We start from the raw sequence: 24,100 nt of genomic DNA, 5'->3' as shown, positions 1-24,100 counted from the left end.
TGATTGCCGGATTTCAATCCCTCGTGCGGACGGACGTTCCCAATGCCGACGCCAGACCTTCGGCCGCGATCGCTGCCCAGCAGGCGTATCCGCCGTCGTTCAGGTGCAGATCGTCCGGGCCGACGCCGCCACGATCCAGTCCGCTCCAGTCCGCCATGGCGCGGAAGCGGTGCAGGACGGCGAAGTGAGAGGCAGCGCCCTCGGCGTCGATGTGGCGCGAGATCATGTCCAGCGCCGGATTGCGGGCGATGAAGTTCCGGTCCGCGGTCGTCTCGGGCAGTCGCTGCGGGTCGATCAGAAGGACATCGACTCCCGCACGGTTCAGAATGTCCGCGCCTCGGTGAAAGTCGGTCAGCACATCGCTCAGCGGGCGGTCGCGCAGCACGTCGTTGGTGCCTAGCTGCCAGATGACCAGATCAGGCTGGCCCATCATGATTTCGGGCTCCAGCCGGCCGACGGTGTCAAAGGCGGTCTCGCCGCCGATGCCCTTGTTGATCACCGTGACGTCGACGCCGGGCAGGCGGCGCTCCAGCCCCATCTCGAACAGGGGCACGAAGCTGAGCTCAGGGCGGCTGGCGCCGTGGCCCTGAATTGAGGACGAGCCCATGGCGAGGATCGTCAGCCGACCGGACGCTACCGCGGCGCGGCTGCGGCTGAGGTCGCCGTTGGCGACGAAGTGGTTCGCCACTACGGGGCAGCCGTAGGGGACTTCCTGGGCGACGGCGGGCGCCGCGAGGGCGGCGATGGCGAAGGCGAGGCTGACGATCTTCAGGGGTTCGGCTTTCCGGTGGCGGGGTCGGTGGCGGTGTCGCCGGAGTTGGACGAGCCCTCCGCTCCGTTCGGCTCGGTGGCGGGCCGGGGCGACTGGCCGTCGCGAGCGGGCGTGCGTTGGTTTTCGTTCTCGGTTTCGCGGTTGTCGGGTCGGGGATCGGTCATCGGGTGTGTCCTGAATGGTCTGGAATGGCAACGCCCGAAGACCGGTTGAGGCTCCGTTCACCATGACTGGTCACCGCGTTGAAACGGCGGGCGGGTCAGACTGAGGCCGAGGGACGGTCAGACGTGGCCGCATCCGGGAAAGAGTCATGAGCGAACTGAAGGTCGATATCGTCGGGGTGGACGCCCTTGGCGAGGCCGACTGGGCGGAATGGCACGCCATGCTGGCGGCCGACCCGGCTCTGAACAGCCCCTATTTCCGACCGGAGTTCACGCAGGTCGCTGCGCGCATCAGCCCTGAGGCGACGGTGGCCGTATTCCGGCGTGACGGACGCGTCGTCGGCTTCTTCCCGCACCAGAAGCGGGGCGGCGCGATGCAGCCGCTGGCCGCGCCGATGAACGACTACCACGGCATCATCGCCCGTCCCGGCGAGGCTCCGAGCCTCGAGGAGGCCGCTAGCCTGCTGGGCGCATCGCGTCTGAACGTGACGGCGTGGGTGGGCGAGACCGGGCTGGGCGAGCCGCGCCGGACGGTGCAGGTCCAGCTGGGCGAGGACGGCTATGACGGCTGGTACGCCGAACGCCGCGCCGCGCAGGGCAAGTTCTTCAAGGACAAGGAGCGGGCCCGGCGAAGTATGCAGGCCGAGCTGGGCGAGCTGAGAGTCGAGCGTGGGCTGCGCGATCCGGCGATGCTGGACTGGCTGATCGCGCTGAAGCGGGATCAGTACCGGCGCACCAACCGCCACGACATCTTCGCCTGCGGCTGGACCGTGCGGTTGCTGCATGCCCTGATGGCGACCGAGCTCGAGGACTTCGGCGCGTCAATGGCCGCGCTGTGGGCCGGGGAGAAGCTGGTCGCGGTCGAGTATTCGCTGCTGGCCGGCGACCAGTGCCACTTCTGGTTCCCGGGCTATGAGCCCAGTCTGGCGCGGTGTTCGCCGGGCATCCTGCTGAGCATGGACACGATGCGGCTGGCCTCGGCGCAGGGATATCGCACCTTCGACTTCGGGTTCGAGGGCGAGCACTACAAGAAATACTTCTGCAACGCCGAGCGCTGGGTGCGCGAGGCAATGGTGGTCAAGCCGGGACTGGGCGCGGCGATGAGTCAGGCGGCCGTGCAGGCGCTGAACGTCGCTGGCGGTGGACGCGGCGACCGGCTGCGGGCCAGCGTGCGCCGTCGCTGGGCGGCCATCGAGGCCTGCGAGACCACGCCAGGCGACCGGTTCCGCGGCGCCGTTCAGGCGGCGGGCGCGGCTTTTGCAAAGGCGCGGTCAGGCGCCGCCCGTTCCGTTTCGGCCTGAGACACCAGATGACGACACGCACCCGCTATCCCGGCCCGATCACCGAGGCCAAGATTCACCCGCACAGTCTTGTCGAGCAGGGCTTCGCCTCCGACGAAGCGCTGGCGGCGATGCTGGACCACTATCCGGCCGAGCTGTTCGACATCAACCTGTACGACTACGACGACGAGGGGCAGGTGTCCCTGCGCACCGGCGCGCGGGGGCGGTTGAACGGCGCCGAGCTGCTTGAGGCGATCCAGCAGGGACGGCTGTGGGTCAACCTGCGGGAGGTCGAGACCGGCTGGCCGGAGCTGTGGGCCGCGGCCATGGACGAGTTCCGCAAGGTGCAGGCGACCTATCCCGGCATGCGGGCCGTGCGGAACGCGGGGCAGTTGATCCTGTCGTCGCCCAAGGCGCGGGTGCCGTATCATTTCGATCCGGCGGGCGTGATCCTGTTCCACATGCGGGGGCGCAAGCGGATCTTCGTCTATCCGGGCGACGAGGCGCACCTGCCCGAAACCAATATGGAACAGGTGGTCACCCGTCAGACGACGGAAGAGCTGCCCTATACGCTCGCCTTCGAGGGCGATGCGCAGGTGATGGATCTGGAGCCGGGGCAGGCGCTGACCTGGCCGGTCTACGCGCCGCACCGGGTGGAGAACCTTGACCGGTTCTGCGTCTCGCTGTCGATGGACTTCCAGACCTGGCCATCGCGGTTCCGTAACGGCGCGCTCTACGCCAACGCCGTGGCGCGCAGCCGGGGCGGGCGTCCGCGCCAGACCGAAGGCATGACCACGCCGGAGCTGGCCGCCCGCTGGGCCGCCTCGCTGGCCTTCAAGAAGATGGGCGTGCTGAAAAGCCGGATCGCCCACTTCGAGCGGGACTTCGAACCGCAGGTCGGGGCGGCCGACGGCGCGGGCGAGCTGCGCACGTCCTGATGGCCTATTCTTAAATCGAGGTCATGACCTCCTTTTAAGCTGACTTGCCGATCGCGCGGTCGCACCTTCCGGACACATTCCGGAGAGGGAACACCGTCATGAAACCCGTTCTGCTGACCACAGCCGCCGCCGTCGCATTCGCCGCCTTCGCTGCGTCCGCTCCCGCTTTCGCCAAGGATGGTCCGGAGGTCGAGATCGACCACGCCGTGGCTCGCGTGGTGGTGATCGTCGAGGACCGCAGCGATGTGGCCGTGGAGATCGAACAGGGCGCGTCGCGCCTTCCGGCCCTGCGGGTTGAGCGCCAACGTGATGGCGACATTCGCATTGACGGCGGCCTTGGACGTCGGGCGGGTGGCATCAACATGGGCGACCGCATCCGCAGCTGTCACTCGGGACCCGAGAACGCCGCCCGTCCCGGCGACGGCGCATGGGTCGAGGTTCGCGATCTCGGCCGGATCAACGTTTCCGACGCGCCGCTGATCGTGGTCCGCACGCCCCGCGATGTGAACGTCGACGCCGGAGGCGCCGTCTACGGCTCGGTTGGACGCGGCGCGCGGACGCTGGAGTTGGGGAGCGGAGGCTGTGGCGCCTGGCACGTAGCCAATACGGATGGCCCGATGTCGCTGAGCATCGGCGGGTCGGGCGACATCCGCGCGGGGACGTCGAGCGCTCTTGATGTGAACATCGGCGGCTCCGGATCAGTGACTGCCGGCGCCACGCGCGATCTGGAAGTGAACATCGGCGGCTCGGGCGACGTGTCCGTCGCCAGCATCGACGGTCCTCTGGACGTGAACATCGGCGGCACAGGCGATGTGGTTGTGCGCCGCGGCACCAGCCCGAATGTCAGCATCAACGTCGCCGGCTCGGGCGATATCCGGTTCGACGGAACCGCCAGGGACGTGGATGTCTCCATCGTTGGTTCGGGAGACGTGACCATCGCTCGCGCCACCGGCAACGTCAGCCGCTCGATCATGGGCGGCGGGGACATCAATATCGGCCGCTGAGCCGTTCGACAGGAGAGGGGAGAGAGGGCCCGGGAGCGTGGAACCCCCCGGGCCCTTTTTGCTGTCAGGATCGGAGGGGTGGTTCTTGCCGCCTGTCGCGACAAGACTGGGTGTCGGAGGGGCCGATGCGCACACGGATGATGATGGCGGCGATGCTGGCTTTGGCGGCCTGTGCGCCGGCGACCGCCCAGACTCCGCCAGAGGGAATCGTCTGGGTCGCCCTGCGCGACATCAATGAATACGCCTTCGATGAGGATGACACGACGAACCGTCCGCCGCTGGCGATGGAAGCGCCTGCGGGGATGCTCCGGGCGGTCGACGTGTCGCCAGACGGCAAGCCGGACTGGCTGATCGACTACCAGAACAGCGGCCTGAACGGTTTCTGCGGTACGGGCGGCTGCCTGCAGCGTCTCTACGTCAGCGACGGCGACCGCTATGTCCGCGCCCTCGACAATCAGGCGCTGGAGCTGACCGTCGAGGGCGGCGAGGTGCGCGTGTGGGTGCACCATCTCTATTGTGCGAACGACAACCCGGATTGCCGCTACAGGTTCAGCTGGGATCAACCAGCGCTGGCGCTGGTCCAGCGCTCCACGACGAGCGCACGGCCCATGGGCGACGAGGCGTGGAAACCGATCCGGCCGCCGGAAGACTGACGACCGACGAAAAGCCCGCCGGGTCACAGTTTCGCCGCTTGACGAAACCCGACTCGATAGGCATAAGCCGCCCCTCTTGTTGGACCGGCTGTGCACCCCCGGGTGCAGACGCGGTTCGCAGGAACGACCTGAGACCCTGTTCTTTGCAGTGACCCAGGACTTCAACGGCCTTCGCGGGCGACTGCGTGGGCCGATCGTTTTTGCGGACGTGCGTACTCTGAAGGCGTTTTCGCCTGAAGACCTCCGGTCTTTGAAATGGTTCACAGGGACGCAGGTTCAGACCTGCTTGGGAATACGACCGATATGGATCAAAGCATCCGCATCAGGCTCAAGGCCTTTGATCACCGCGTCCTCGACTTTTCGACGCGCGAGATCGTGAATACCGCCAAGCGCACCGGCGCGACCGTTCGCGGTCCGATTCCGCTGCCGACCCTGATCGAAAAGTTCACCGTGAACCGCTCGCCGCACGTCGACAAGAAGTCGCGCGAGCAGTTTGAAATCCGCACGCACAAGCGCGTGCTCGACATCGTCGACCCCACCCCGCAGACCGTGGACGCGCTCATGAAGCTCGACCTGTCCGCCGGCGTGGACGTCGAGATCAAGATTTAATCGAGAAAGAGGCGGGATCCGATGCGCACGGGCGTGATCGCCAAGAAGCTGGGCATGACCCGCGTGTTCGCCGAAGACGGCGCGCACGTACCGGTCACTGTGCTGCAGCTCGACGGCTGCCAGGTCGTCGGCCAACGTACCCAGGAGCGTGACGGCTACGTCGCTCTCCAGCTGGGCGCTGGCACCAAGAAGGCCAAGAACACCAACAAGGCCCAACGCGAAGTCTTCGCGAAGGCTGAAGTTGAGCCGAAGGCCTATGTCACTGAATTCCGCATCGATGCGGACGGCATGCTGGATATCGGCGCCGAACTGACCGCCGACCACTTCGTCGCCGGCCAGAAGGTGGACATCCAGGGCCTGACCATCGGTAAGGGCTTTGCAGGCGCAATGAAGCGCTGGAACTTCGGCGGCCTGCGGGCGACCCACGGCGTCTCGGTCTCGCACCGTTCGCATGGTTCGACCGGCAACCGTCAGGATCCGGGTCGTACCTTCCCGGGCAAGAAGATGGCTGGCCACCTCGGTCAGGAAACCGTCACCCAGCAGAACCTGACTGTGTTCCGCGTGGACGCCGAGCGCGGCCTGATCCTGATCAAGGGCGCTGTCCCCGGTCACGACGGCACGTTCCTGAAGGTCCGCGATGCGGTCAAGAAGGCCCGTCCGGCCGACGCCCCGTTCCCGGGCGCCGTCAAGTCGAACAAGGCTGCTGCTGCTCAACCCGCTGAAACCCCGGCTGAACAAGCTCCGGCGGTTGAAGCGACCGAAGGCGGTGAAGCGTAATGAAACTCTCGGTCATCAAACTCGACGGCAAGGCCTCGGGCGACGTTGAACTGTCGGACGCCGTTTTCGGCATCACCGACATTCGCGGCGACCTGCTGGCCCGCTATGTCAACTGGCAACTGGCCAAGCGCCGCGCCGGTACGCACAAGGTTCAAACCCGCAACGAGAACTCTCGTACGGGCAAGAAGATGTACAAGCAGAAGGGCACGGGCGGCGCCCGTCACGGTTCGCGCCGTGCGCCGCAGTTCGTCGGCGGTTCGCGCGCCTTCGGTCCGGTCGTCCGTGACCACGGCTTCTCGCTGCCGAAGAAGGTCCGCGCCCTGGCCCTGCGCCATGCGCTGTCCTCCAAGGCGAAGTCGGGTGATCTGGTCGTCGTCGACAGCCTGACCCTGAAGGACGCCAAGACCGCCGGTCTGCGGGACACCTTCGGCAAGCTGGGCTGGACGAAGACGCTGATCATCGCCGGTCCGGAAGTGGACGCCAACTTCGGTCTGGCCGCCCGCAACATCCCGATGGTGGATGTGCTGCCGAACGCCGGTCTGAACGTCTATGACATCCTGCGCGCGCAGAAGCTGGTCCTGACCAAGGCCGCCGTGGAAGCCATCGAGGCTCGCTACGCCGAGGCCAGGCCCTCGCGTCGCGAACAAGCTGCGAAGGAGGCCGCGTAATGGCCGGCGCCCAACCCACTGTGCGTCACTACGACACCATCCTGGCTCCGGTGATCACCGAGAAGGCCACGATCCTGTCGGAACAGAACAAGGTCGTCTTCCGCGTGGCCGATAACGCCACCAAGGACGAGATCGCTGCTGCGGTCGAAAGCCTGTTCAAGGTGAACGTGCTCAAGGTCAACACTCTCGTCCAGAAGGGCAAGACCAAGCGTTTCCGCGGCATCATGGGCCGTCGGGTCGACATCAAAAAAGCGATCGTGACGCTGGCTGAAGGCCAGTCGATCGACGTCACCACGGGGCTCTGATCAGATGGCCTTGAAGACTTACAATCCGACATCGCCGGGCCGTCGCGCCCTGGTGCTGATCGACCGCTCGGAGCTCCACAAGGGCCGTCCCGAGAAGTCGCTGACCGAAGGCCTGACCAAGTCGGGCGGACGTGGTCAGGGCGGTCGCATCGCTGTCCGCTTCCGCGGCGGCGGCGCCAAGACCCTGTACCGCAAGATCGACTTCAAGCGTCGCAAGTTCGCCTCGGCGACCGTCGAACGCCTGGAATACGATCCGAACCGCACGGCGTTCATCGCCCTCATCACCTATGAGGACGGCGAAAAGGCCTACATCATCGCGCCGCAACGCCTGAAGGCGGGCGACACGGTCGTGGCTGGTGAAAAGGTCGACGTGAAGCCGGGCAACGCCATGCCGCTGCGCGCGATGCCGGTCGGTACGATCATCCACAATATCGAGATGAAGCCGGGCAAGGGCGCCCAGCTGGCCCGTTCGGCCGGCGCCTACGCCCAGCTGGTCGGTCGCGATCAGGGTTACGCCCAGATCCGTCTCGGCTCGGGCGAGCTTCGCATGGTTCTGGACGGCTGCATGGCCACGGTGGGCGCGGTTTCGAACCCCGACCACATGAACCAGAACCTCGGCAAGGCCGGCCGCGTCCGTCACATGGGCTGGCGTCCGCACGTTCGCGGCGTCGCCATGAACCCGATCGACCACCCGCACGGTGGTGGTGAAGGCCGGACCTCTGGTGGTCGTACCCCGGTTACGCCGTGGGGCAAGGACACCAAGGGCACCCGCACCCGCAAGAACAAGGCGACGGACAAGTACATCATCCGCACTCGCCACGTTAAGAAGGCTCGCTAAGAATGGCCCGCTCCTCCTGGAAAGGCCCGTTTGTCGACGGGTATCTGCTCAAGAAGGCCGACGCCGTTCAGACGTCGGGCCGCAAGGACGTGATCAAGACCTGGTCGCGCCGCTCCACCATCCTGCCGCAGTTCGTCGGCCTGACGTTCGGCGTCCACAACGGCCAGAAGCATGTGCCGGTGTCGGTCTCCGAAGAAATGGTCGGCATGAAGCTCGGCGAGTTCGCCCCGACCCGGAACTTCCCGGGCCACGCGGCGGACAAGAAGGCCAAGAGGAAGTAACCGATGGCCCAGACGAAGAACGCACGTCGGGTTGCCCCGACCGAGGCCCGCGCAAAGCTGGTGAACGTCCGGATCAGCCCGCAAAAGCTGAACCTGGTCGCCCAGTCGATCCGTGGCCTGCCGGTGCAGAAGGCGCTGAACGAGCTGGAATTCAGCCGCAAGCGCATCGCCACCGACGTCCGCAAGGTCCTGTACTCGGCCGTTTCCAACGCCGAGAACAACCACAACCTCGACATCGACAACCTCGTTGTCGCCGAGGCTTTCGTGGGCAAGAACCTGGTGATGAAGCGTTTCGCGAGCCGTGCTCGTGGCCGCTCGTCGCGCATCCTGAAACCTTTCGCGGAGATCACCATCGTGGTCCGCGAAGCTGGTGAGGCCGCCTGATGGGTCAGAAAGTCAATCCGATCGGTCTGCGCCTCGGCGTCAACCGTACGTGGGACAGCCGCTGGTTCGCCGGCGGCGCCGATTACGCCAAGCTCCTGCATCAGGACCTGAAGCTGCGCGAGTGGCTGAAGGAACGCCTGTCGGCCGCCGGCGTGTCGCGCATCATCATCGAGCGTCCGCACAAGAAGTGCCGCGTGACGATCTACGCCGCCCGTCCGGGTGTCGTGATCGGCAAGAAGGGCGCCGACATCGAGAAGCTCCGCAAGGACATCTCGGCCCAGACGGAAGGCGAGGTTCACCTGAACATCGTCGAAGTCCGCAAGCCGGAAACCGACGCGCAGCTGATCGCCGAGAACATCGCCCAGCAGCTGGAGCGCCGTATCGCGTTCCGCCGCGCCATGAAGCGCGCGATGCAGTCCGCCATGCGCCTCGGCGCCAAGGGCGTCCGCATCAACGTTTCGGGTCGTCTGGGCGGCGCTGAAATCGCCCGCATGGAGTGGTACCGCGAAGGTCGCGTGCCGCTGCACACCCTGCGCGCCGACATCGACTACGGCTTCTACGAAGCCAAGACGACGTACGGCATCATCGGCGTGAAGGTCTGGGTCTTCAAAGGTGAAGTGCTCGAGCACGATCCGATGGCCCAGGACAAGCGCTGGGCCCAGGAAGCCGCTGGCCCGTCGTCGAATGAAGGCCGTGAGCGCGGCGGTCCCCGTGGGGATCGTGGTCCGCGTCGCGACCGGGGACGTGAGAACTAAGTCATGCTGCAACCGAAGAAGACCAAGTACCGCAAGGCCTTCAAGGGCCGCATCCACGGCTCCGCCAAGGGTGGCTTCTCGCTGAACTTCGGCTCGTACGGGCTGAAGACGGTCGAGCCGGAACGCATCACTGCGCGTCAGATCGAGGCGGCCCGCCGCGCGATCACCCGCCAGATGAAGCGTCAGGGCCGCGTCTGGATCCGCGTGTTCCCCGACCTGCCCGTCACGGGCAAGCCGGCCGAAGTGCGGATGGGTAAGGGCAAGGGCGCTGTGGACCACTGGGCCGCGCGCTGCCACCCGGGCCGTATCCTGTTCGAAATCGACGGCGTGCCGGACGACATCGCCCGCGAGGCCCTGCGCCTCGGCGCCGCCAAGCTGCCGGTCCGCACCAAGGTGGTCACCCGCCTCGACGCCGGCATCGCCCATGTAGAGGCCGCTGCCTGATGACCAAGATCGCCGATCTGCGGGCCCAAACGCCCGATCAGCTGTCCGAGGAGCTGCTGAAGCTCAAGAAGGAACAGTTCAACCTGCGCTTCCAGGCCGCCACCGGCCAGATGGAAAAGACCCACCGGGTCTCGGAAGTGCGCAAGGACATCGCCCGCATCTCCACGCTTCTGCGTGCGAACCGCGCGGCGGGTTAAGGAGACACCGATGCCGAAACGTATTCTCGAAGGCGTGGTCGTCTCCGACAAGGGCGACAAGACCATCGTCGTCAAGGTCGAGCGCACCCTGCTGCACCCGGTCCTGAAAAAGACCGTGCGTCTGTCCAAGAAGTACCACGCTCACGACGAGGGCAACGCCCTGAAGGTGGGCGACATCGCCCGCATCGTCGAGTGCGCCCCGAAGTCCAAGCTGAAGCGGTGGGAAGTCCTCGCCGCCGCGGCTTCGTAATCAAGAAGGATCGGATCCCATGATCCAGATGCAAACTAACCTGGAGGTGGCCGATAACTCGGGCGCTCGCCGGGTCATGTGCATCAAGGTGTTGGGCGGCTCCAAGCGCCGCTACGCCTCGGTGGGCGACACCATTGTCGCCTCGGTGAAGGAAGCGATTCCTCGCGGCCGCGTGAAGAAGGGCGACGTCGTTCGCGCCATCGTCGTTCGCACCGCCAAGGACATCCAGCGCAAGGACGGCTCTGTCATCCGTTTCGACAAGTCGGCCGCCGTCATCGTCAACAAGCAGAACGAGCCCGTCGGCACGCGGATCTTCGGCCCGGTTCCCCGCGAACTGCGCGCCAAGAACCACATGAAGATCATCTCGCTGGCTCCGGAGGTCCTGTAACATGGCCGCCAAGATCAAATCGGGCGACAACGTCGTCGTCCTGACCGGCAAGGACAAGGGCCGCACCGGCAAGGTGACCAAGGTTCTGCCGACCGAAAACCGCGTCGTCGTGCAAGGCGTCAACATGGTTCAGCGCCACACGCGCCCGACCCAGGCTGACCCGCAAGGCGGCATCAAGAACAAGGAAGCGTCGCTTCACCTGTCGAACGTCGCGATCGCCGACGCCAACGGCAAGGCGACCCGCGTCGGCTTCAAGATCGAAGACGGCAAGAAGGTTCGCTTCGCCAAGACGACGGGAGACGTCATCTGATGGCCGACACCAAATACACCCCGCGCCTCAAGGCCGAATACAACGACCGCATCAAGGGCGTGCTGACCGAGAAGTTCGGCTACACCAACCCGATGCAGACGCCCAAGCTGGACAAGATCGTCCTGAACATGGGCATCGGTGAAGCTGTCGCCGACTCCAAGAAGGCCACCGCGGCCCTCAAGGACCTGACGCAGATCGCCGGTCAGAAGGCCGTGCCGACCAAGGCCCGCAACTCCATCGCCGGCTTCAAGCTGCGCGAAGGCATGGTTGTCGGCGGCAAGGTCACGCTGCGCGGCGACCAGATGTACGAGTTCCTGGACCGGTTCATCACGATCGCGCTGCCGCGCGTGAAGGATTTCCGCGGCCTGAAGGGCACCTCGTTTGACGGTCGCGGCAACTACGCCACCGGTCTGAAGGAGCACATCGTGTTCCCGGAGATCAACTACGACCAGATCGATCAGATGTGGGGCATGGACATCATCGTCTGCACCACGGCCAAGACCGATGAGGAAGCCAAGGCTCTCCTCACCGAGTTCAAGTTCCCGTTCGTGACGAACTGAGCGGGAAGGGAAGAGAACAATGGCTAAGAAGTCCGCTGTAAACCGTAACGAGATGGTCAAGGCCCTCGTCGCGAAGTACGCCGACAAGCGCGCCGCCCTGAAGGCGACCGCGAACGACGAATCCCTGCCGCTGGAGGAGCGCTTCGAGGCGCGCCTGAAGCTGGCTCAGCTGCCGCGTAACTCGGCCGCGAACCGGATCCGCAACCGCTGCGAAGTGACAGGCCGTCCGCGCGCCTTCTATCGCAAGCTCAAGATGAGCCGTATCGCCCTGCGCGAACTCGGCAACCTGGGACAGATCCCGGGCCTGACGAAGTCCAGCTGGTAAGGGGAGCGACAGACATGATGATCAACGATCCCCTGAGCGACATGATCGCTCGCATCAAGAACGCGGCGACCCGCAAGCGTTCCAAGGTGCTGACCCCGGCTTCGCGTCTGCGCCAGCGCGTCCTCGACGTGCTGCAGGACGAAGGCTACATCCGCGGCTATTCGCTGGTTCAGAACCCTGGCGAATTCCCGCAGTTCGAGATCGAGCTGAAGTACTTCGATGGCCAGCCGGTGATCGCCGAGATCGCCCGCGTGTCGAAGCCCGGTCGCCGCGTCTATTCGGCGATCACCGACCTGAAGCCGATCAAGAACGGCCTCGGCATCTCGATCCTTTCGACGTCCAAGGGCGTCATGTCGGACGCCGCCGCCCGCGACCAGAATGTCGGCGGCGAAGTCCTCTGCAGGGTCTACTGATATGTCCCGTATCGGCAAGAAAACCATCGCGATCCCGAAGGGCGTGACTGTCGCGCTCGACGGTCAGACCATTTCGGTGAAGGGTCCCAAGGGCGAGCGCTCCTGGACCGTCGCCGAAGAGATCGAGATCAAGCAGGAAGGCGACGAGCTGTCGCTGACCCCGCGTTCCGACACCCAGCGCGCCCGCGCGATGTGGGGCCTGTCGCGGACCCTGGTCGACAACATGGTCACCGGCGTCACCTCCGGCTTCGAGAAGACCCTCGAGCTGGTCGGCGTGGGTTACCGCGCGGCGATGAAGGGCAACGCCCTGTCGCTGCAGCTCGGCTTCTCGCACGATGTCGACATCCAGCCGCCGGCCGGCGTCAGCTTCGCTGTCCCCAAGCAGACCGAGATCAAGATCTCTGGTGCTGACAAGCAGGCCGTCGGTCAGATCGCCGCCGTCATCCGCAAGCTGCGTCCGCCGGAGCCCTACAAGGGCAAGGGCGTCCGCTACGAAGGCGAATACGTGCGCCGCAAGGAAGGCAAGAAGAAGTAAGTCATGGCTCTTTCTCTTCGACAACAAGCCAAGCGTCGCTCGGACCGCACTCGCCGCCACCTGAAGGCGGTCGCCAACGGTCGCCTGCGTCTGTCGGTCAGCCGTTCGGACAAGAACATCTCGGCCCAGATCATCGACGACGCCCAAGGCGTCACGATCGCAGCCGCCTCGTCGCTGGAAGGCGGCAAGGGCTCCAAGGGTTCGGACGTCGCATCGGCCGCCAAGATCGGCAAGCTGATCGCCGAACGCGCCATGGAGAAGGGCGTCAAGGACGTCATCTTCGACCGCGGTCAGTACATCTATCACGGACGGGTGAAGGCGCTGGCGGAAGCCGCGCGTGAAGCCGGCCTGAACTTCTAAGGGACGCGACAGATGGCGCAACAACCCCAACGCGGCGGCGGCGGCAACGATCGCAACCGTCGTGACAACCGCAACGCTCCTGCCGTCGACGGTCCGGATTCGGACATCGTCGAAAAGCTGGTGCACATCAACCGCGTCGCGGCCACGGTCAAAGGCGGCCGTCGCTTCTCGTTCGCGGCCCTGATGGTCGTCGGCGATGGCAAGGGCCGCGTCGGCTTCGGTCACGGCAAGGCGCGCGAAGTGCCGGAAGCCATCCGCAAGGCGACCGAAGAAGCCAAGAAGACCATGATCAAGGTTCCGCTGCGCGAGAACCGCACCCTGCACCACGACGGCAACGGCCGTTGGGGCGCCGGCAAGATCATGATGCGTGCGGCTCCTCCGGGAACCGGCGTCATCGCCGGCGGTCCGATGCGCGCCGTCCTCGAAACCCTCGGCGTCCAGGACGTCGTGGGCAAGTCGACCGGCTCTTCGAACCCCTACAACATGATCCGTGCGACCTTCGAAGCTCTGAAGGTCCAGTCGTCGCCGCGTCAGGTGGCCTCGAAGCGTGGCAAGAAGGTCGCTGACCTGATGGGCCGTCGCAACGACGGCGCCTCGGCTCCGGAAGCGGCGCCTGAAGCCCAGGAAGCCTAAGTCATGGCCAAATCAGACGCCAAGAACACCGTCACCATCCGCCAGACTGGTTCGCCGATCCGCCGCAAGTCGGACCAGCGCGCCACCCTGGCCGGCCTCGGCCTGAACCGCATGGGCCGCGAGTCCACGCTTGAAGACACACCGTCGGTCCGCGGCATGATCGCCAAGGTCCAGCACATGGTGGAAGTGGTCGAGAAGTAAGAAACAGGACCCTTCTCTCCTTGGGGGAGAAGGTGGCCCGTCAGGGCCGGATGAGGGGGCTGCTTGATGCAGACCCCCTCTTTGTCTTATAGGGCGCGACGGATCGAGCCCCCCCATCCGTCTCGCTTCGCGAGCCACCTTCTCCCCCGAGGGGAGAAGGAACCCAAAACAGCCGAGTCCGGAGCTGCTCCGGGCGCTAGCACCCGAAAGGATCAGGCACATGAAACTGAACGAAATCCGCGACAACGAGGGCGCCCACAAGAAGCGCATGCGCGTCGGCCGTGGCCCGGGCTCCGGCAAGGGCAAGACCGCTGGCCGTGGCGTCAAGGGTCAGAAGTCCCGTTCGGGCGTCGCCATCGGCGGCTTCGAAGGCGGCCAGATGCCGCTGTACATGCGTATGCCCAAGCGCGGCTTCAACAACGCCAACGCCCTGAAGCTGGCTGAAGTGAACCTGTGGCGCCTGCAGGACGCCATCGACGCCGGCAAGCTGGACGCCAAGGGTGAGATCAAGGGCGACGCCCTGGTCGCCGCCGGCGTCATCCGCCGCGTCAAGGACGGCGTCCGCATTCTGGGCACCGGCGAAATCAAGGCCAAGCTGAACCTGGTCGTCTGGTCGGCCTCAGCCGGCGCCGTGAAGGCGATCGAAGCCGCCGGCGGCAGCGTGACGCAACAGCGCATCGCGGCCGAGGAAAAGGCTGCTGCGCGCGTCGAGAAGCGCAACGCCGCCAAGGGCAAGGCTCCGGCTCCCAAGGCTCCGAAGGGCGACGCCAACAAGGTTTCGGCCCGCGCCAAGCGGACCGCTTCCAAGGCCGCCAAGTAAAAAGAAAGCGGGGCGGTCTGGCTGACAGGCCGCCCTTCGCCTATCTGGACGGCTGGCCCGGACTCATCTCCGATACGCCGCGTTCTGATCACTCGGGGTGACGACACATGGCTTCGGCCGCCGAACAACTTGCCGCAAACATGAACATGGGTTCGTTCGCCAAGGCGACCGAGCTCCATAAACGCCTGCTGTTCACGCTGGGCGCGCTGATCGTCTACCGGATCGGCACCTATGTTCCGATCCCGGGCATCAACTCCGAAGCCTTCCTGCAGTTCTTCCAGAACCCGGATCAGACCCGCGGCATTCTGGACATGTTCAACATGTTCTCGGGCGGCGCCGTCGAGCGGATGGCCGTCTTTGCCCTGAACGTGATGCCGTACATCTCGGCGTCGATCATCGTGCAGCTGATGGGCACGGTGTATCCGCCATGGGAAAAGCTGCGCAAGGAAGGCGGCGACAGCGGCCGCAAGCAGCTTAACCAGTACACCCGCTATCTGACCGTCGTCCTGGCCCTGTTCCAGTCGGCCGGCATCGCCGTCGGCCTGAACGCCACGCCGGGGCTGGTGTCGGATCCCGGCATCTTCTTCGTCGTCTCGACCGTCACCGTCCTGACCGGCGGCACCATGCTGCTGATGTGGCTGGGCGAGCAGGTTACGGCGCGCGGCGTCGGCAACGGCATCTCGCTAATCATCTTCGCCGGCATCGTGGCCGTTCTGCCGGGCACCATCGCCCGCCTGTTCGGTCTGGCCCAGGAAGGCCAGATGTCGGTGATCGCACTGCTGGCCATCGCCGCTCTCGCTGTCGGCGTGGTGGTCTTCATCGTCTTCATGGAACGCGCCCAGCGCCGCCTGCTGATCCAGTATCCGAAGCGTCAGGAAGGCAACCGCATGGCCGGGGGGGAACGCTCGTTCCTGCCGCTGAAGGTCAACACCGCCGGCGTCATCCCGCCGATCTTCGCCTCGTCCCTGCTGATGCTGCCCTCGACGGTTGCCAGCATGACGGCGACGGCCAACCTGCCGTCCTGGCTGTCGTGGGTGCCCACGGTCGCCGGCCAGATGCAGCACGGCCAGCCGCTGTTCAGCGTGCTGTACGCGGTCCTGATCGTCTTCTTCTGCTTCTTCTACACCTCGATCACCTTCAACCCCGAGGACACCGCCGAAAACCTGCGCAAGTACGGCGGCTTCCTGCCGGGCATTCGTCCGGGCAAGCGTACGGCCGAGTATCTGGACTATGTCCTGACCCGTCTGACCGTCATCGGCGCCGCCTACATCACCGCGGTCTGCCTGCTGCCGGAAATCCTGGTCGCCAACTTCGGCAACAGCCTTTATTTCGGCGGCACCTCGATCCTGATCGTGGTTTCGGTGACGATGGACACGGTCTCCCAGATCCAGTCCCAGTTGCTGGCGCACCAGTACGAAGGCCTGATCAAGAAGGCCAAGCTGCGTGGTCGTGGCCGGGGCGCTACCGCCCCCGCGCGGCGCTAACGTCGAACCGGGGGGCGGCGCGATGAACCTGATCCTGTTCGGGCCGCCAGCGGCCGGCAAGGGAACGCAGGCCAAACGACTGGTCGAACAGCGCGGCATGGTCCAGCTGTCGACCGGCGACATGCTTCGCGCCGCCATCGCCAGCGGCTCGGATCTGGGCCTGAAGGTCAAGGATGTGCTGGCCCGCGGCGATCTGGTCACCGATGAGATCGTCATCGCCCTGATCGAGGATCGCCTGCCCGAGGCCGAGGCCGCAGGCGGCGCCATCTTCGACGGCTTTCCCCGCACCGTGGCGCAGGCAGAGGCGCTGGACGCCATGCTGGCCAAGCGAGGTTCGCAGATCGACACCGTCATTCGTTTGAAGGTCGACGACCAGGCCCTGACCGCGCGGATCGCCAGGCGGTTCGCCGAACAGGGCCGTCCGGACGACAATCCCGACACCTTCAAGGACCGTCTGGCCGTCTACAACCGCCAGACCGCGCCTTTGCTGCCCTATTACGAGGGCAAGGGCCTGCTGACCGAGATCGACGGCATGGGCGATATCCAGACGGTCGCGGGCGCGATCGACGGCGCGCTGGACGCCTGAACCGTCGCTGACTTTTCGCCGTCCGGCGCGTTCATGCCGGATGTGGGACAAGGCCGACGTGGAAGACCGGACTCCATTCTGGACGCCGAAGAGGACGCGCAAGGCCGGCGTCTTTGCGCTGGTGGCCGCCGCGCATGTCGCCGTGTTCATGGTCATCGCGCGCACCCAGCCGCCGACGCCGGCTTCGCTGCCGCCCTCGATCATCGATATCGTCCTGATGCGCCCCCCGGCGCCCCCACCGCCGCCTCCGCCGCCGCCTGACCCGTCACCCGTGGCTGGTGGAGGCGCACCGGCGGCGCCCTCGCGCGTGCACCGCTCGCCTCTGCCTGTCCCGGCGCCCGAGCTGCCGGCCCCTGTGAATCCCGCTCCCGCACCCGCACTGACCGTCGGCGTGTCCGACATCGCCTCGCCATCGCCCGGCATGGGACAGGGCGGGCAGGGGACCGGAACCGGCAACGGCGTGGGGGCCGGCGACGGGCCGGGCAGGGGCGCGCGCACCGGGCCCCAAAATCTGCGCCGTCCCCAAGGCGACGATCTACGCCGTTTCCACCCGCGTGAGGCGCTGCGTCGGGGCGTGTCGGGGACGGCCGTCGTGCGCTGCCGGATCCTTGAGGACACGACTCTGGATCAGTGCGAGGTCATGAGCGAGACGCCGGCAGGGCAGGGGTTCGGTGCGGCCGGCCTCGCCGCGGCGCGGGAACTGTACCGGTTCAGGCCCGCGACCATTGACGGCCGTCCGGACTACGAACTGCGGGCCGTGATGATCCTGCGCTTCGGCCGGGACGCGCCGGCCGTCGGGTAACACCGCTACCGCAAGGCTTCCCGGCCGGCTGAAGCTGTGCCATCGTCATGGCAAGGGCAGGGAGGCTGACATGATCGACTACGATCGCACGCCGTCGATCGACCGTTCGCGCAAGACCGCAATCTTCGTGGCTGTCGTGCTGCTGCATCTGGTGGTGCTTTGGTGGCTGGCCATGACCCGTATCGCTGAACCGGTTCTGTCCTCCCTGCCAGTCTTCGAGGTGAGGCTGTTCAGCCCATCTCCCGGCGGCGGCGGAGGCCAACCCGCGCAGAATGCCGATGAGCCGACCCCTGCTGGACGATCGACGCCGTCAACCCTGCACGTTCCGGAAAAGACGCTGCCGTGGCCCGAGGCATTGATCGCGCCGACTGAACCGGACGCCGCGCAGTCCGTGGTTGCCTCGGGCGCTACGGCGGACCTTGTTGCGCGTGAAGCCGGGACGGCCGCGATCGGCGGAGCGGGGTCCGGAGCCGGCGGCGGCTTGGGGTCGGGCGTGGGATCGGGTGTCGGGAGCGGCGTGGGCCCTGGACGGAGCAGTGGCGCGGCGGCCAGCGACCTTTCCGGACCGCAACTCCTGCGTCGACCGACTCAGGTGCAGGTGAATCGCTCCTATCCCCAGTACGCGCGGTTCAGGGGTATCGACGGTCAGGCGGTCGTTTCGTGCGTTGTGGGCATGGACACGCGGCTGCGGGACTGCCGTTTACTGGGTGAGACGCCGGGTCAGCTCGGATTCGGCGAGGCGGGTTTGAAGCTGGCCCGCGAGTACCGTTATCGGCCACCGATGCGTAACGGCCGCGCGGTTGACGGTCAGACCGTCACTTTCTCCGTCGACTACCTGCGAGGCGGGCGCTAGCGACGCCTCAGGCGTTGACGGAAATGAAATCCCCTGTATAAGGCCCGCTTCCGCGAAGGGCGCCACACGCTCCAGGTCTGTTGACCGGAGCGTTTGCTGCGTCTGAACACGCGTATCTGGAGAATTTCGTGGCCCGTATCGCTGGCGTCAATATCCCGACCAACAAGCGCGTCGAAATCGCGCTGCAGTACATTCATGGCATTGGCGCGCACGCCGCCAAGGACATCACGGCGAAGGTCGGCATCGAGCCGGCCCGTCGCGTCAACCAACTGACCGACGCCGAAGTGCTGCAGATCCGCGAAACCATCGACCGTGACCACACCGTCGAGGGCGACCTGCGCCGCGAGACGTCGATGAACATCAAGCGTCTGATGGACCTGGCCTGCTACCGCGGCCTGCGTCACCGCAAGGGCCTTCCGGTCCGCGGTCAGCGCACGCATACCAACGCCCGCACCCGCAAGGGTCCCGCTAAGCCGATCGCCGGCAAGAAGAAGTAAGAGGCACCGATGGCCAAGGAACCGGGTCGCGTAAAGAAGCGCGAGCGCAAGAACATCACCTCGGGCGTCGCCCACGTGAACGCGTCCTTCAACAACACCATGGTGACCATCACCGACGCTCAAGGGAACGCGATTTCCTGGTCGTCGGCCGGTCACATGGGCTTCAAGGGTTCGCGTAAGTCGACCCCTTACGCCGCCCAGATGGCTGCTGAAGACGCGGGCAAGAAGGCGCAGGAACACGGCGTGAAGACGCTGGAAGTCAACGTCTCGGGTCCGGGTTCCGGCCGTGAGTCGGCCCTGCGTGCTCTTCAGGCCGTGGGCCTGACCATCACGACCATCCGCGACGTCACGCCGATGCCGCACAACGGCTGCCGTCCGCCCAAGCGCCGCCGCGTCTAAGCGTCGTCGCCGACTACCCTATCTCCCCGCCGATCCCGCCCTCCCTGACGAGGCGAGGGGGATCGGCGAAACCCGTTTCGAGGGACACCTATGATCGAACGTAACTGGCAAGAGCTGATCCGTCCCGAGAAGCCGCAAATCGAGGCGAGCTCCGACCCGCAGCGCAAGTCGCGCCTGGTCGCCGAGCCCCTGGAACGCGGCTTCGGTGTGACGCTCGGCAACGCCCTGCGCCGCGTTCTCCTGTCGTCGCTGCAAGGCGCGGCGGTGACCGCGATCCAAATCGACGGCGTCGTCCACGAATTCTCCTCGCTGGAAGGCGTGCGGGAAGACGTTGTCGACATCGTGCTGAACATCAAGCAACTGGCCCTGCGCATGCATGCCGAGGGTCCGAAGCGCATGACCCTGCGCGCCACGGGCCCGGGCCCGGTGACCGCCGGCCAGATCGACGTCCCGGCGGACATCGAGGTGCTGAATCCCGACCACGTGATCTGCACGCTGGACGACGGCGCTTCGGTGCGCATGGAACTGACCGTCCAGAACGGCAAGGGCTATGTTGCGTCGGAAATGAACCGTCCGGAAGACGCGCCGATCGGCCTGATCGCCGTCGACGCCCTGTACTCCCCGGTGAAGCGCGTCGCCTATCGCGTCGAGCCGACCCGCCAGGGCCAGTCGCTGGACTATGACAAGCTGATCCTCGAGGTCGAAACCAACGGCGCCGTCTCGCCGGTTGACGCGGTGGCCTACGCCTCGCGCATCCTGCAGGACCAGCTCCAGATCTTCATCACCTTCGACGAGCCGAAGAAGGCTGTGGAAGCGGCGGACGGCAAGCCCGACCTGCCCTTCAACCCGGCGCTGCTGAAGAAGGTCGACGAGCTGGAACTGTCGGTCCGTTCGGCCAACTGCCTGAAGAACGACAACATCGTCTACATCGGCGACCTGATCCAGAAGACCGAGGGCGAAATGCTTCGCACCCCGAACTTCGGTCGCAAGTCGCTGAACGAGATCAAGGAAGTTCTCGCGACGATGGGCCTCAGCCTCGGCATGGACGTGCCGAACTGGCCGCCCGAAAACATCGAAGACCTGGCCAAGAAGTTCGACGACCAGATCTAGTTTCAACCCTCCGCCCAACGGCCCTTGGGTCTGCGGAGCGGTTAGAAGGAAAAGGCCCAGGCCCGCATCTGGTACGCGGGAACCGGGACTGAGTAGGAGAGACCCCGATGCGCCACGGCGCCGCATATCGTAAGCTCGGCCGCACGGTCAGCCACCGCCAGGCCATGTTCGCCAACATGGCGGCCTCGCTGATCAAGCACGAGCAGATCACGACGACCCTGCCCAAGGCTAAGGAACTGCGTCCCTTCGTCGAGAAGCTGGTCACGCTCGGCAAGAAGGGCGACCTGCACGCTCGCCGTCAGGCCATCAGCGCCGTGCGCGACGTGACCCAGGTCGGCAAGCTGTTCGACACCCTGGCTCCCCGCTACGCCGAGCGTAACGGCGGCTACATCCGCATCATGAAGGCCGGCTTCCGCCACGGCGACAACGCCGCCATGGCCGTGATCGAGTTCGTCGATCGGGACGCCACCGCCAAGGGCGTGGACTCCGGTCCGGTGCTTGCTTTCGAGGGCGACGACGAAGCCTGATAAGGCTTTATCGTTGGGGCAAAAGAGGCCTCGCCGCATCCGCGGCGGGGCCTTTTTCTTTGGCCGGTGGCGAAGCGCAGCCGTCGGCGAGTGTCAGGGCGGCGATGCCGGCGATGACGAAGGCCCAGAGCGCGTAGGCGATCTCGTCAGGTCGGGTGCGGCGGGGCGGGGGAAGGGGCGAGGGCGACATCGTCCAGTCTCAACCCGATTTGCCGATCCCGCGAAATCGATTAGATGGGCGCGAGGTTGTGAGCTGAGATCACATGTCGACCCATGCGCCGCCGCCGCTTTCCGCATTGAGAGCCTTCGAGGCCTTTGCGCGCCATGGCTCGATGACGCAGGCGGCGAAGGAACTGGCGGTGACCCACGGCGCCGTCAGTCGCCAGATCGCCACGTTGCAGGCCGCGTTGGGCGTCGAGCTGGTCGAGGGACCTCGGCATCGATTGGCGCTGACTCGCGCCGGCGTCGCTCTGGCTGAAGACCTGACGCCAGCCTTCGCTGCGATCCGCCGGGGCGTACAGGCGGCGCGGGGGGCTGGCCCGGTGGAGATCGAGGTGTCGTGTCTCGGGACGCTGGCGGTGAAATGGCTGATCCCGCGGCTGCCGGACTTCGTCGCTCGCCATCCCGATGTCCGGGTGCGGCTATCGGAGTCTTACGCGCCGGTCGACTTCCGCAAGGACCGGTTCGGCGCCGCGATACGCATCTTCGAGGCCGGCCAGATCGCGCCGGCTGCCCGGGCCGTGGACATCATGCCCCAGATGCAGGGTCTCGTCGGGGCACCCCGCCTTGCGCCGCTCGGGAGCCATTGGGCCGATCTGGCCGGTTTGCCGCGTTTGCACGCCAGCACCTTTCCTGAAAGCTGGCGGGTGTGGAGCGAACTCGCCGGCGTGAAGGCGGGCAGGGCGACGGTCGAGCGGGAGTTCGGCCACAACCACTCCCTGATCGAGGCGGCGGCGTCCGGGCTGGGCCTCGCCATCGTTCCGTGGGTCTTTGTCGCGCCGGATCTTGAGGCGGGCCGGCTGGTGGCGCCGTTCGGCTTCGTGCGGCGCACGTCTCGCTTCGTCTTCCTGAAGCCTGCGGACCGGTCGAGCGCGGCCGTGGACGCGTTCGGGGACTGGCTGGCCGAACAGGGCGCGGCGACGGACCAGCCGGAGCCGGGCGTCGCCGCCTGAAGCCTATTCCTTCGACAGATCCTGCCGTTTGAACCACGTCAGGGCGCCGATGGCCGGAAGCAGGGTCCACAGGGCCATGCAGATCCACGCCTTCATCACCATGCCGGCGGGCAGACTTGCAGCGTCCGGACCACCCTCGGCCCAGGCCTTCAGCGCGTCCGTCGCCGCGGCCGGGTTTAGAAGGGCGGGGACCCAGTGATCCGGTGTCATGCCCATTCCGCCAAACAGCTGGGGCGAGAAGAACTGCGCCACACCCACCACCAACGGCACGAACAGGGCCGCCAGCAAGGACCGCGTCACCGTCGCGGCCAGCAGGCCGAGGATCGTGAACTGCACGATCCGCAGCAGCGACAGGCCCGAGAAGGCGAGGAAGTGGCTGAACATCGCGCCGGTCGGCTGGAAGACCAGTCCGCGCTTGAAGATCGCAGCCTGCACCAGCGTCTCTGCGACGCTCGACAGCAGCATGATCAGCATGGCCACGACCGCCAGCAGGGTCGTCACCGCGATCTTGCCGATGACCAGATTGGTGCGCCCGTTTCGGGCGCTGATCAGACGCCAGGTCTCCCAGCGATAGTCGGCGGCGTAGAGTGTCGCCGCGCCGATCAGCATGAAGGCCAGCAGCATGGGGTTGTCCAGCTTGGACGCCGCCTCGGTCAGGCTTTCGGCCATGTTGATCGGCGCCTTGCCGAACATGGCGATCGCTTCTGGCGGCAGCTTGGTCGCTGACGCCATGATCTCGGTTTCCTTGGCCTGCATGAACCAGGCGGCGATGACGCCCAGCACCAGCGAGACGATGGGCACGAAGAAGACCGACCAGAACCAGGTCGTGCGGCTCTTGGACAGGCGGAAGCTTTCCGCGCGGATGGCGTCAGCCAGCATGATCGGCCTCCACGGTTTGAACGGAGCCGGTCTCGGTGAAGAAGATGCTTTCCAGATCGGTGCCGACCCAGCGCGCCTCGGTAATGTCGACGCCCTTTGACGCCAGCGCCCGGATCAGGGCGGGAGCCTCGGCGCGGGTGACATCGGCCATGACGGCCTCGCCCTCGACCGCGCCCTTGGCGCCCAGCGTATCCAGCACCTGCGCCATCGGGGTGACGGACAGACGCAGGCGTTCGCCGACGGCGGTCAGCTCATTGACCGTCCCCTCGCGCACCAGCCGGCCCTTGTTCAGGATGGCGACGCGGTCGCAGACGCGCTGGACCTCCAGCAGCTGGTGGCTGGCCAGAACGACGGTCACGCCATCGTCGGCCGCAAGGCTGCGGATCAGGGCGCGCATCTCCTGAATGCCGGGTGGATCCATGCCGCTGGTCGGTTCATCCAGAATGACCAGATCGGGCCGGGTCATCAGCGAGGCCGCGACGCCCAGCCGCTGGAGCATTCCGACCGAGAAACCGCGCACCCGCCGGTCCGCCGCTTCGGTCAGGCCGACGCGTTCGAGCCAGTGCGGGATGTCCGCCGTCTTTCCGGCGCCGTGCTCCAGCGCCAGCCAGCTCAGCACCTGACGCGCGGTCAGATAGGGCGGGAAGCGAGGCGTCTCGATCATCGAGCCGGTCTGGCGCATATGGGCCACATCTCCGACGGGCCCACCCATGATCGTCGCCGAACCGCTGGTCGGCCGGATAAGGCCCAGCAGGATGCGGAACAGGGTCGACTTGCCCGCCCCGTTCGGTCCCAGCACGCCATAGACGCCGCCTCGGGGAATGGTCAGGTCCAGACCCGCGAGGGCGTGGACGGTTCCGTAGGTCTTGGTCAGCCCACGGGTTTCGATCACAGCGTTCATTGGGGGAGCTTGGCTTTGCTCAGGGCGAG

The 24,100-nt window shown here is 66.1% G+C and carries 37 protein-coding genes and 1 pseudogene; 34 read left to right on the top strand and 4 right to left on the bottom strand.

The window, feature by feature from the left end; translation table 11 throughout:
• Nucleotides 1-13: 13 nt before the first annotated feature.
• Nucleotides 14-688, bottom strand: coding sequence for an SGNH/GDSL hydrolase family protein (locus tag ACIQC9_RS07930; RefSeq protein ID WP_400614200.1), 675 nt, complete (start codon nt 686-688; stop codon nt 14-16).
• A gap of 80 nt (nt 689-768) precedes the next feature.
• Nucleotides 769-936, bottom strand: coding sequence for a hypothetical protein (locus tag ACIQC9_RS07925; RefSeq protein WP_400614197.1), 168 nt, complete (start codon nt 934-936; stop codon nt 769-771).
• Nucleotides 937-1,082: 146 nt separating this feature from the next.
• On the opposite strand from ACIQC9_RS07925, the gene ACIQC9_RS07920 reads away from it, so the two are divergent.
• From ACIQC9_RS07920 to ACIQC9_RS07755, 34 genes and pseudogenes are all read left to right on the top strand, one after another.
• Entirely contained in the window at nt 1,083-2,234 is a 1,152-nt protein-coding gene (locus ACIQC9_RS07920) for a GNAT family N-acetyltransferase (RefSeq protein WP_400614195.1), read from the top strand.
• 8 nt (nt 2,235-2,242) lie between these two features.
• Nucleotides 2,243-3,151 (top strand): cupin-like domain-containing protein, encoded by a 909-nt coding sequence (locus ACIQC9_RS07915; RefSeq protein ID WP_400614193.1) that lies wholly within the window; start codon nt 2,243-2,245, stop codon nt 3,149-3,151.
• 98 nt (nt 3,152-3,249) lie between these two features.
• The gene (locus ACIQC9_RS07910) at nt 3,250-4,155 is read left to right on the top strand and encodes a GIN domain-containing protein (RefSeq protein WP_400614191.1); all 906 of its coding nucleotides are present in this window, start codon (nt 3,250-3,252) and stop codon (nt 4,153-4,155) included.
• Between the two features lie 125 nt (nt 4,156-4,280).
• Nucleotides 4,281-4,808 carry a hypothetical protein gene (locus ACIQC9_RS07905; protein ID WP_400614189.1) on the top strand — a complete coding sequence of 176 codons (528 nt, stop codon included), beginning with the start codon at nt 4,281-4,283 and terminating at the stop codon, nt 4,806-4,808.
• A 303-nt stretch (nt 4,809-5,111) separates the two neighbouring features.
• Nucleotides 5,112-5,417: a 30S ribosomal protein S10 gene (gene rpsJ, locus ACIQC9_RS07900; RefSeq protein WP_003164367.1), complete on the top strand. Its 306-nt coding sequence runs from the start codon at nt 5,112-5,114 to the stop codon at nt 5,415-5,417.
• Nucleotides 5,418-5,438: 21 nt separating this feature from the next.
• Nucleotides 5,439-6,194: a 50S ribosomal protein L3 gene (rplC, locus tag ACIQC9_RS07895; RefSeq protein WP_400614183.1), complete on the top strand. Its 756-nt coding sequence runs from the start codon at nt 5,439-5,441 to the stop codon at nt 6,192-6,194.
• Complete coding sequence (gene rplD / locus ACIQC9_RS07890; RefSeq protein ID WP_400614181.1) at nt 6,194-6,862, top strand: 50S ribosomal protein L4; 669 nt, start codon at nt 6,194-6,196, stop codon at nt 6,860-6,862. Before rplC ends, rplD begins: the two co-directional genes overlap by 1 nt.
• Nucleotides 6,862-7,167, top strand: coding sequence for a 50S ribosomal protein L23 (locus ACIQC9_RS07885; protein WP_400614179.1), 306 nt, complete (start codon nt 6,862-6,864; stop codon nt 7,165-7,167). The genes rplD and ACIQC9_RS07885 overlap by 1 nt, the downstream gene beginning before the upstream one ends.
• A 4-nt stretch (nt 7,168-7,171) precedes the next feature.
• Nucleotides 7,172-8,005 (top strand): 50S ribosomal protein L2, encoded by an 834-nt coding sequence (rplB, locus tag ACIQC9_RS07880; protein WP_400614177.1) that lies wholly within the window; start codon nt 7,172-7,174, stop codon nt 8,003-8,005.
• Between the two features lie 2 nt (nt 8,006-8,007).
• Entirely contained in the window at nt 8,008-8,286 is a 279-nt protein-coding gene (gene rpsS, locus ACIQC9_RS07875) for a 30S ribosomal protein S19 (RefSeq protein ID WP_008262211.1), read from the top strand.
• 3 nt (nt 8,287-8,289) lie between these two features.
• Entirely contained in the window at nt 8,290-8,670 is a 381-nt protein-coding gene (gene rplV, locus ACIQC9_RS07870; RefSeq protein ID WP_400614175.1) for a 50S ribosomal protein L22, read from the top strand.
• Nucleotides 8,670-9,425, top strand: coding sequence for a 30S ribosomal protein S3 (gene rpsC, locus ACIQC9_RS07865; RefSeq protein ID WP_400614172.1), 756 nt, complete (start codon nt 8,670-8,672; stop codon nt 9,423-9,425). The genes rplV and rpsC overlap by 1 nt, the downstream gene beginning before the upstream one ends.
• A gap of 3 nt (nt 9,426-9,428) precedes the next feature.
• Nucleotides 9,429-9,869 (top strand): 50S ribosomal protein L16, encoded by a 441-nt coding sequence (gene rplP / locus ACIQC9_RS07860; protein ID WP_183203626.1) that lies wholly within the window; start codon nt 9,429-9,431, stop codon nt 9,867-9,869.
• Nucleotides 9,869-10,066 (top strand): 50S ribosomal protein L29, encoded by a 198-nt coding sequence (gene rpmC / locus ACIQC9_RS07855; RefSeq protein ID WP_354088005.1) that lies wholly within the window; start codon nt 9,869-9,871, stop codon nt 10,064-10,066. Before rplP ends, rpmC begins: the two co-directional genes overlap by 1 nt.
• A gap of 10 nt (nt 10,067-10,076) precedes the next feature.
• The gene (rpsQ, locus tag ACIQC9_RS07850) at nt 10,077-10,316 is read left to right on the top strand and encodes a 30S ribosomal protein S17 (RefSeq protein ID WP_400614169.1); all 240 of its coding nucleotides are present in this window, start codon (nt 10,077-10,079) and stop codon (nt 10,314-10,316) included.
• A 19-nt stretch (nt 10,317-10,335) separates the two neighbouring features.
• On the top strand, nt 10,336-10,704 hold the full coding sequence (rplN, locus tag ACIQC9_RS07845) for a 50S ribosomal protein L14 (RefSeq protein WP_021698481.1): 369 nt from the start codon (nt 10,336-10,338) through the stop codon (nt 10,702-10,704).
• Between the two features lies 1 nt (nt 10,705).
• The gene (gene rplX, locus ACIQC9_RS07840) at nt 10,706-11,014 is read left to right on the top strand and encodes a 50S ribosomal protein L24 (RefSeq protein WP_400614166.1); all 309 of its coding nucleotides are present in this window, start codon (nt 10,706-10,708) and stop codon (nt 11,012-11,014) included.
• Nucleotides 11,014-11,574 carry a 50S ribosomal protein L5 gene (rplE, locus tag ACIQC9_RS07835; protein WP_400614164.1) on the top strand — a complete coding sequence of 187 codons (561 nt, stop codon included), beginning with the start codon at nt 11,014-11,016 and terminating at the stop codon, nt 11,572-11,574. The genes rplX and rplE overlap by 1 nt, the downstream gene beginning before the upstream one ends.
• A 19-nt stretch (nt 11,575-11,593) precedes the next feature.
• Nucleotides 11,594-11,899 carry a 30S ribosomal protein S14 gene (rpsN, locus tag ACIQC9_RS07830; protein ID WP_400614162.1) on the top strand — a complete coding sequence of 102 codons (306 nt, stop codon included), beginning with the start codon at nt 11,594-11,596 and terminating at the stop codon, nt 11,897-11,899.
• Between the two features lie 14 nt (nt 11,900-11,913).
• On the top strand, nt 11,914-12,312 hold the full coding sequence (gene rpsH / locus ACIQC9_RS07825) for a 30S ribosomal protein S8 (protein WP_400614160.1): 399 nt from the start codon (nt 11,914-11,916) through the stop codon (nt 12,310-12,312).
• Between the two features lies 1 nt (nt 12,313).
• Entirely contained in the window at nt 12,314-12,847 is a 534-nt protein-coding gene (gene rplF / locus ACIQC9_RS07820; protein ID WP_400614158.1) for a 50S ribosomal protein L6, read from the top strand.
• A gap of 3 nt (nt 12,848-12,850) precedes the next feature.
• On the top strand, nt 12,851-13,207 hold the full coding sequence (gene rplR / locus ACIQC9_RS07815; RefSeq protein WP_400614157.1) for a 50S ribosomal protein L18: 357 nt from the start codon (nt 12,851-12,853) through the stop codon (nt 13,205-13,207).
• A 12-nt stretch (nt 13,208-13,219) separates the two neighbouring features.
• The gene (gene rpsE, locus ACIQC9_RS07810; RefSeq protein ID WP_400614155.1) at nt 13,220-13,840 is read left to right on the top strand and encodes a 30S ribosomal protein S5; all 621 of its coding nucleotides are present in this window, start codon (nt 13,220-13,222) and stop codon (nt 13,838-13,840) included.
• Nucleotides 13,841-13,843: 3 nt separating this feature from the next.
• Nucleotides 13,844-14,041, top strand: coding sequence for a 50S ribosomal protein L30 (rpmD, locus tag ACIQC9_RS07805; RefSeq protein ID WP_400614153.1), 198 nt, complete (start codon nt 13,844-13,846; stop codon nt 14,039-14,041).
• 220 nt (nt 14,042-14,261) lie between these two features.
• Nucleotides 14,262-14,702: pseudogene (rplO, locus tag ACIQC9_RS07800) on the top strand (50S ribosomal protein L15); the annotation flags it as partial.
• 266 nt (nt 14,703-14,968) lie between these two features.
• A complete protein-coding gene (gene secY / locus ACIQC9_RS07795) occupies nt 14,969-16,345 on the top strand; it encodes a preprotein translocase subunit SecY (protein WP_400614151.1) in 1,377 nt (458 codons plus the stop codon).
• Nucleotides 16,346-16,367: 22 nt separating this feature from the next.
• Entirely contained in the window at nt 16,368-16,931 is a 564-nt protein-coding gene (locus ACIQC9_RS07790) for an adenylate kinase (protein ID WP_400614148.1), read from the top strand.
• Nucleotides 16,932-16,989: 58 nt separating this feature from the next.
• Nucleotides 16,990-17,733 (top strand): energy transducer TonB, encoded by a 744-nt coding sequence (locus ACIQC9_RS07785; protein ID WP_400614146.1) that lies wholly within the window; start codon nt 16,990-16,992, stop codon nt 17,731-17,733.
• A 70-nt stretch (nt 17,734-17,803) separates the two neighbouring features.
• On the top strand, nt 17,804-18,586 hold the full coding sequence (locus ACIQC9_RS07780) for a TonB family protein (RefSeq protein WP_400614144.1): 783 nt from the start codon (nt 17,804-17,806) through the stop codon (nt 18,584-18,586).
• 128 nt (nt 18,587-18,714) lie between these two features.
• Nucleotides 18,715-19,083: a 30S ribosomal protein S13 gene (rpsM, locus tag ACIQC9_RS07775; RefSeq protein ID WP_292096020.1), complete on the top strand. Its 369-nt coding sequence runs from the start codon at nt 18,715-18,717 to the stop codon at nt 19,081-19,083.
• A gap of 9 nt (nt 19,084-19,092) precedes the next feature.
• Entirely contained in the window at nt 19,093-19,482 is a 390-nt protein-coding gene (rpsK, locus tag ACIQC9_RS07770; RefSeq protein ID WP_400614141.1) for a 30S ribosomal protein S11, read from the top strand.
• A 90-nt stretch (nt 19,483-19,572) separates the two neighbouring features.
• A complete protein-coding gene (locus ACIQC9_RS07765) occupies nt 19,573-20,592 on the top strand; it encodes a DNA-directed RNA polymerase subunit alpha (protein ID WP_400614139.1) in 1,020 nt (339 codons plus the stop codon).
• Between the two features lie 107 nt (nt 20,593-20,699).
• Nucleotides 20,700-21,119, top strand: coding sequence for a 50S ribosomal protein L17 (rplQ, locus tag ACIQC9_RS07760; RefSeq protein ID WP_400614138.1), 420 nt, complete (start codon nt 20,700-20,702; stop codon nt 21,117-21,119).
• A 263-nt stretch (nt 21,120-21,382) separates the two neighbouring features.
• Nucleotides 21,383-22,291, top strand: coding sequence for a LysR substrate-binding domain-containing protein (locus tag ACIQC9_RS07755; RefSeq protein ID WP_400614135.1), 909 nt, complete (start codon nt 21,383-21,385; stop codon nt 22,289-22,291).
• A gap of 3 nt (nt 22,292-22,294) precedes the next feature.
• Here the strand turns inward: ACIQC9_RS07755 and ACIQC9_RS07750 are convergent, their stop codons facing one another.
• Nucleotides 22,295-23,170, bottom strand: coding sequence for a hypothetical protein (locus ACIQC9_RS07750; protein WP_400614132.1), 876 nt, complete (start codon nt 23,168-23,170; stop codon nt 22,295-22,297).
• Complete coding sequence (locus ACIQC9_RS07745) at nt 23,160-24,071, bottom strand: ABC transporter ATP-binding protein (RefSeq protein ID WP_400614130.1); 912 nt, start codon at nt 24,069-24,071, stop codon at nt 23,160-23,162. The genes ACIQC9_RS07750 and ACIQC9_RS07745 overlap by 11 nt, the downstream gene beginning before the upstream one ends.
• Nucleotides 24,072-24,100: the final 29 nt, after the last annotated feature.

The sequence above is a fragment of the Brevundimonas sp. NPDC092305 genome (assembly GCF_044755415.1).
Classification (GTDB): domain Bacteria; phylum Pseudomonadota; class Alphaproteobacteria; order Caulobacterales; family Caulobacteraceae; genus Brevundimonas.
Note: the sequence above shows the minus strand (reverse complement) of the source record. Positions and strands in the feature narration are given on the sequence as shown.

Coding starts and splice junctions, on each gene's coding strand:
- rplC (WP_400614183.1), top strand. CDS start 5,439: ATGCGCACGGGCGTGATCGCCAAGAAGCTGGGCATGACCCGCGTGTTC.
- ACIQC9_RS07765 (WP_400614139.1), top strand. CDS start 19,573: ATGATCGAACGTAACTGGCAAGAGCTGATCCGTCCCGAGAAGCCGCAA.
- rpmD (WP_400614153.1), top strand. CDS start 13,844: ATGGCCAAATCAGACGCCAAGAACACCGTCACCATCCGCCAGACTGGT.
- ACIQC9_RS07920 (WP_400614195.1), top strand. CDS start 1,083: ATGAGCGAACTGAAGGTCGATATCGTCGGGGTGGACGCCCTTGGCGAG.
- ACIQC9_RS07910 (WP_400614191.1), top strand. CDS start 3,250: ATGAAACCCGTTCTGCTGACCACAGCCGCCGCCGTCGCATTCGCCGCC.
- rplV (WP_400614175.1), top strand. CDS start 8,290: ATGGCCCAGACGAAGAACGCACGTCGGGTTGCCCCGACCGAGGCCCGC.
- ACIQC9_RS07780 (WP_400614144.1), top strand. CDS start 17,804: ATGATCGACTACGATCGCACGCCGTCGATCGACCGTTCGCGCAAGACC.
- rplR (WP_400614157.1), top strand. CDS start 12,851: ATGGCTCTTTCTCTTCGACAACAAGCCAAGCGTCGCTCGGACCGCACT.
- ACIQC9_RS07925 (WP_400614197.1), bottom strand. CDS start 936: ATGACCGATCCCCGACCCGACAACCGCGAAACCGAGAACGAAAACCAA.
- ACIQC9_RS07745 (WP_400614130.1), bottom strand. CDS start 24,071: ATGAACGCTGTGATCGAAACCCGTGGGCTGACCAAGACCTACGGAACC.
- rplQ (WP_400614138.1), top strand. CDS start 20,700: ATGCGCCACGGCGCCGCATATCGTAAGCTCGGCCGCACGGTCAGCCAC.
- ACIQC9_RS07755 (WP_400614135.1), top strand. CDS start 21,383: ATGTCGACCCATGCGCCGCCGCCGCTTTCCGCATTGAGAGCCTTCGAG.
- ACIQC9_RS07915 (WP_400614193.1), top strand. CDS start 2,243: ATGACGACACGCACCCGCTATCCCGGCCCGATCACCGAGGCCAAGATT.
- ACIQC9_RS07885 (WP_400614179.1), top strand. CDS start 6,862: ATGGCCGGCGCCCAACCCACTGTGCGTCACTACGACACCATCCTGGCT.
- rplN (WP_021698481.1), top strand. CDS start 10,336: ATGATCCAGATGCAAACTAACCTGGAGGTGGCCGATAACTCGGGCGCT.
- rplD (WP_400614181.1), top strand. CDS start 6,194: ATGAAACTCTCGGTCATCAAACTCGACGGCAAGGCCTCGGGCGACGTT.
- ACIQC9_RS07905 (WP_400614189.1), top strand. CDS start 4,281: ATGCGCACACGGATGATGATGGCGGCGATGCTGGCTTTGGCGGCCTGT.
- ACIQC9_RS07750 (WP_400614132.1), bottom strand. CDS start 23,170: ATGCTGGCTGACGCCATCCGCGCGGAAAGCTTCCGCCTGTCCAAGAGC.
- rpsK (WP_400614141.1), top strand. CDS start 19,093: ATGGCCAAGGAACCGGGTCGCGTAAAGAAGCGCGAGCGCAAGAACATC.
- rplF (WP_400614158.1), top strand. CDS start 12,314: ATGTCCCGTATCGGCAAGAAAACCATCGCGATCCCGAAGGGCGTGACT.
- secY (WP_400614151.1), top strand. CDS start 14,969: ATGGCTTCGGCCGCCGAACAACTTGCCGCAAACATGAACATGGGTTCG.
- rpsS (WP_008262211.1), top strand. CDS start 8,008: ATGGCCCGCTCCTCCTGGAAAGGCCCGTTTGTCGACGGGTATCTGCTC.
- rpsQ (WP_400614169.1), top strand. CDS start 10,077: ATGCCGAAACGTATTCTCGAAGGCGTGGTCGTCTCCGACAAGGGCGAC.
- rplB (WP_400614177.1), top strand. CDS start 7,172: ATGGCCTTGAAGACTTACAATCCGACATCGCCGGGCCGTCGCGCCCTG.
- rpsN (WP_400614162.1), top strand. CDS start 11,594: ATGGCTAAGAAGTCCGCTGTAAACCGTAACGAGATGGTCAAGGCCCTC.
- rplE (WP_400614164.1), top strand. CDS start 11,014: ATGGCCGACACCAAATACACCCCGCGCCTCAAGGCCGAATACAACGAC.
- rpsC (WP_400614172.1), top strand. CDS start 8,670: ATGGGTCAGAAAGTCAATCCGATCGGTCTGCGCCTCGGCGTCAACCGT.
- rplX (WP_400614166.1), top strand. CDS start 10,706: ATGGCCGCCAAGATCAAATCGGGCGACAACGTCGTCGTCCTGACCGGC.
- ACIQC9_RS07790 (WP_400614148.1), top strand. CDS start 16,368: ATGAACCTGATCCTGTTCGGGCCGCCAGCGGCCGGCAAGGGAACGCAG.
- rpsE (WP_400614155.1), top strand. CDS start 13,220: ATGGCGCAACAACCCCAACGCGGCGGCGGCGGCAACGATCGCAACCGT.
- rpsJ (WP_003164367.1), top strand. CDS start 5,112: ATGGATCAAAGCATCCGCATCAGGCTCAAGGCCTTTGATCACCGCGTC.
- rplP (WP_183203626.1), top strand. CDS start 9,429: ATGCTGCAACCGAAGAAGACCAAGTACCGCAAGGCCTTCAAGGGCCGC.
- rpsH (WP_400614160.1), top strand. CDS start 11,914: ATGATGATCAACGATCCCCTGAGCGACATGATCGCTCGCATCAAGAAC.
- rpmC (WP_354088005.1), top strand. CDS start 9,869: ATGACCAAGATCGCCGATCTGCGGGCCCAAACGCCCGATCAGCTGTCC.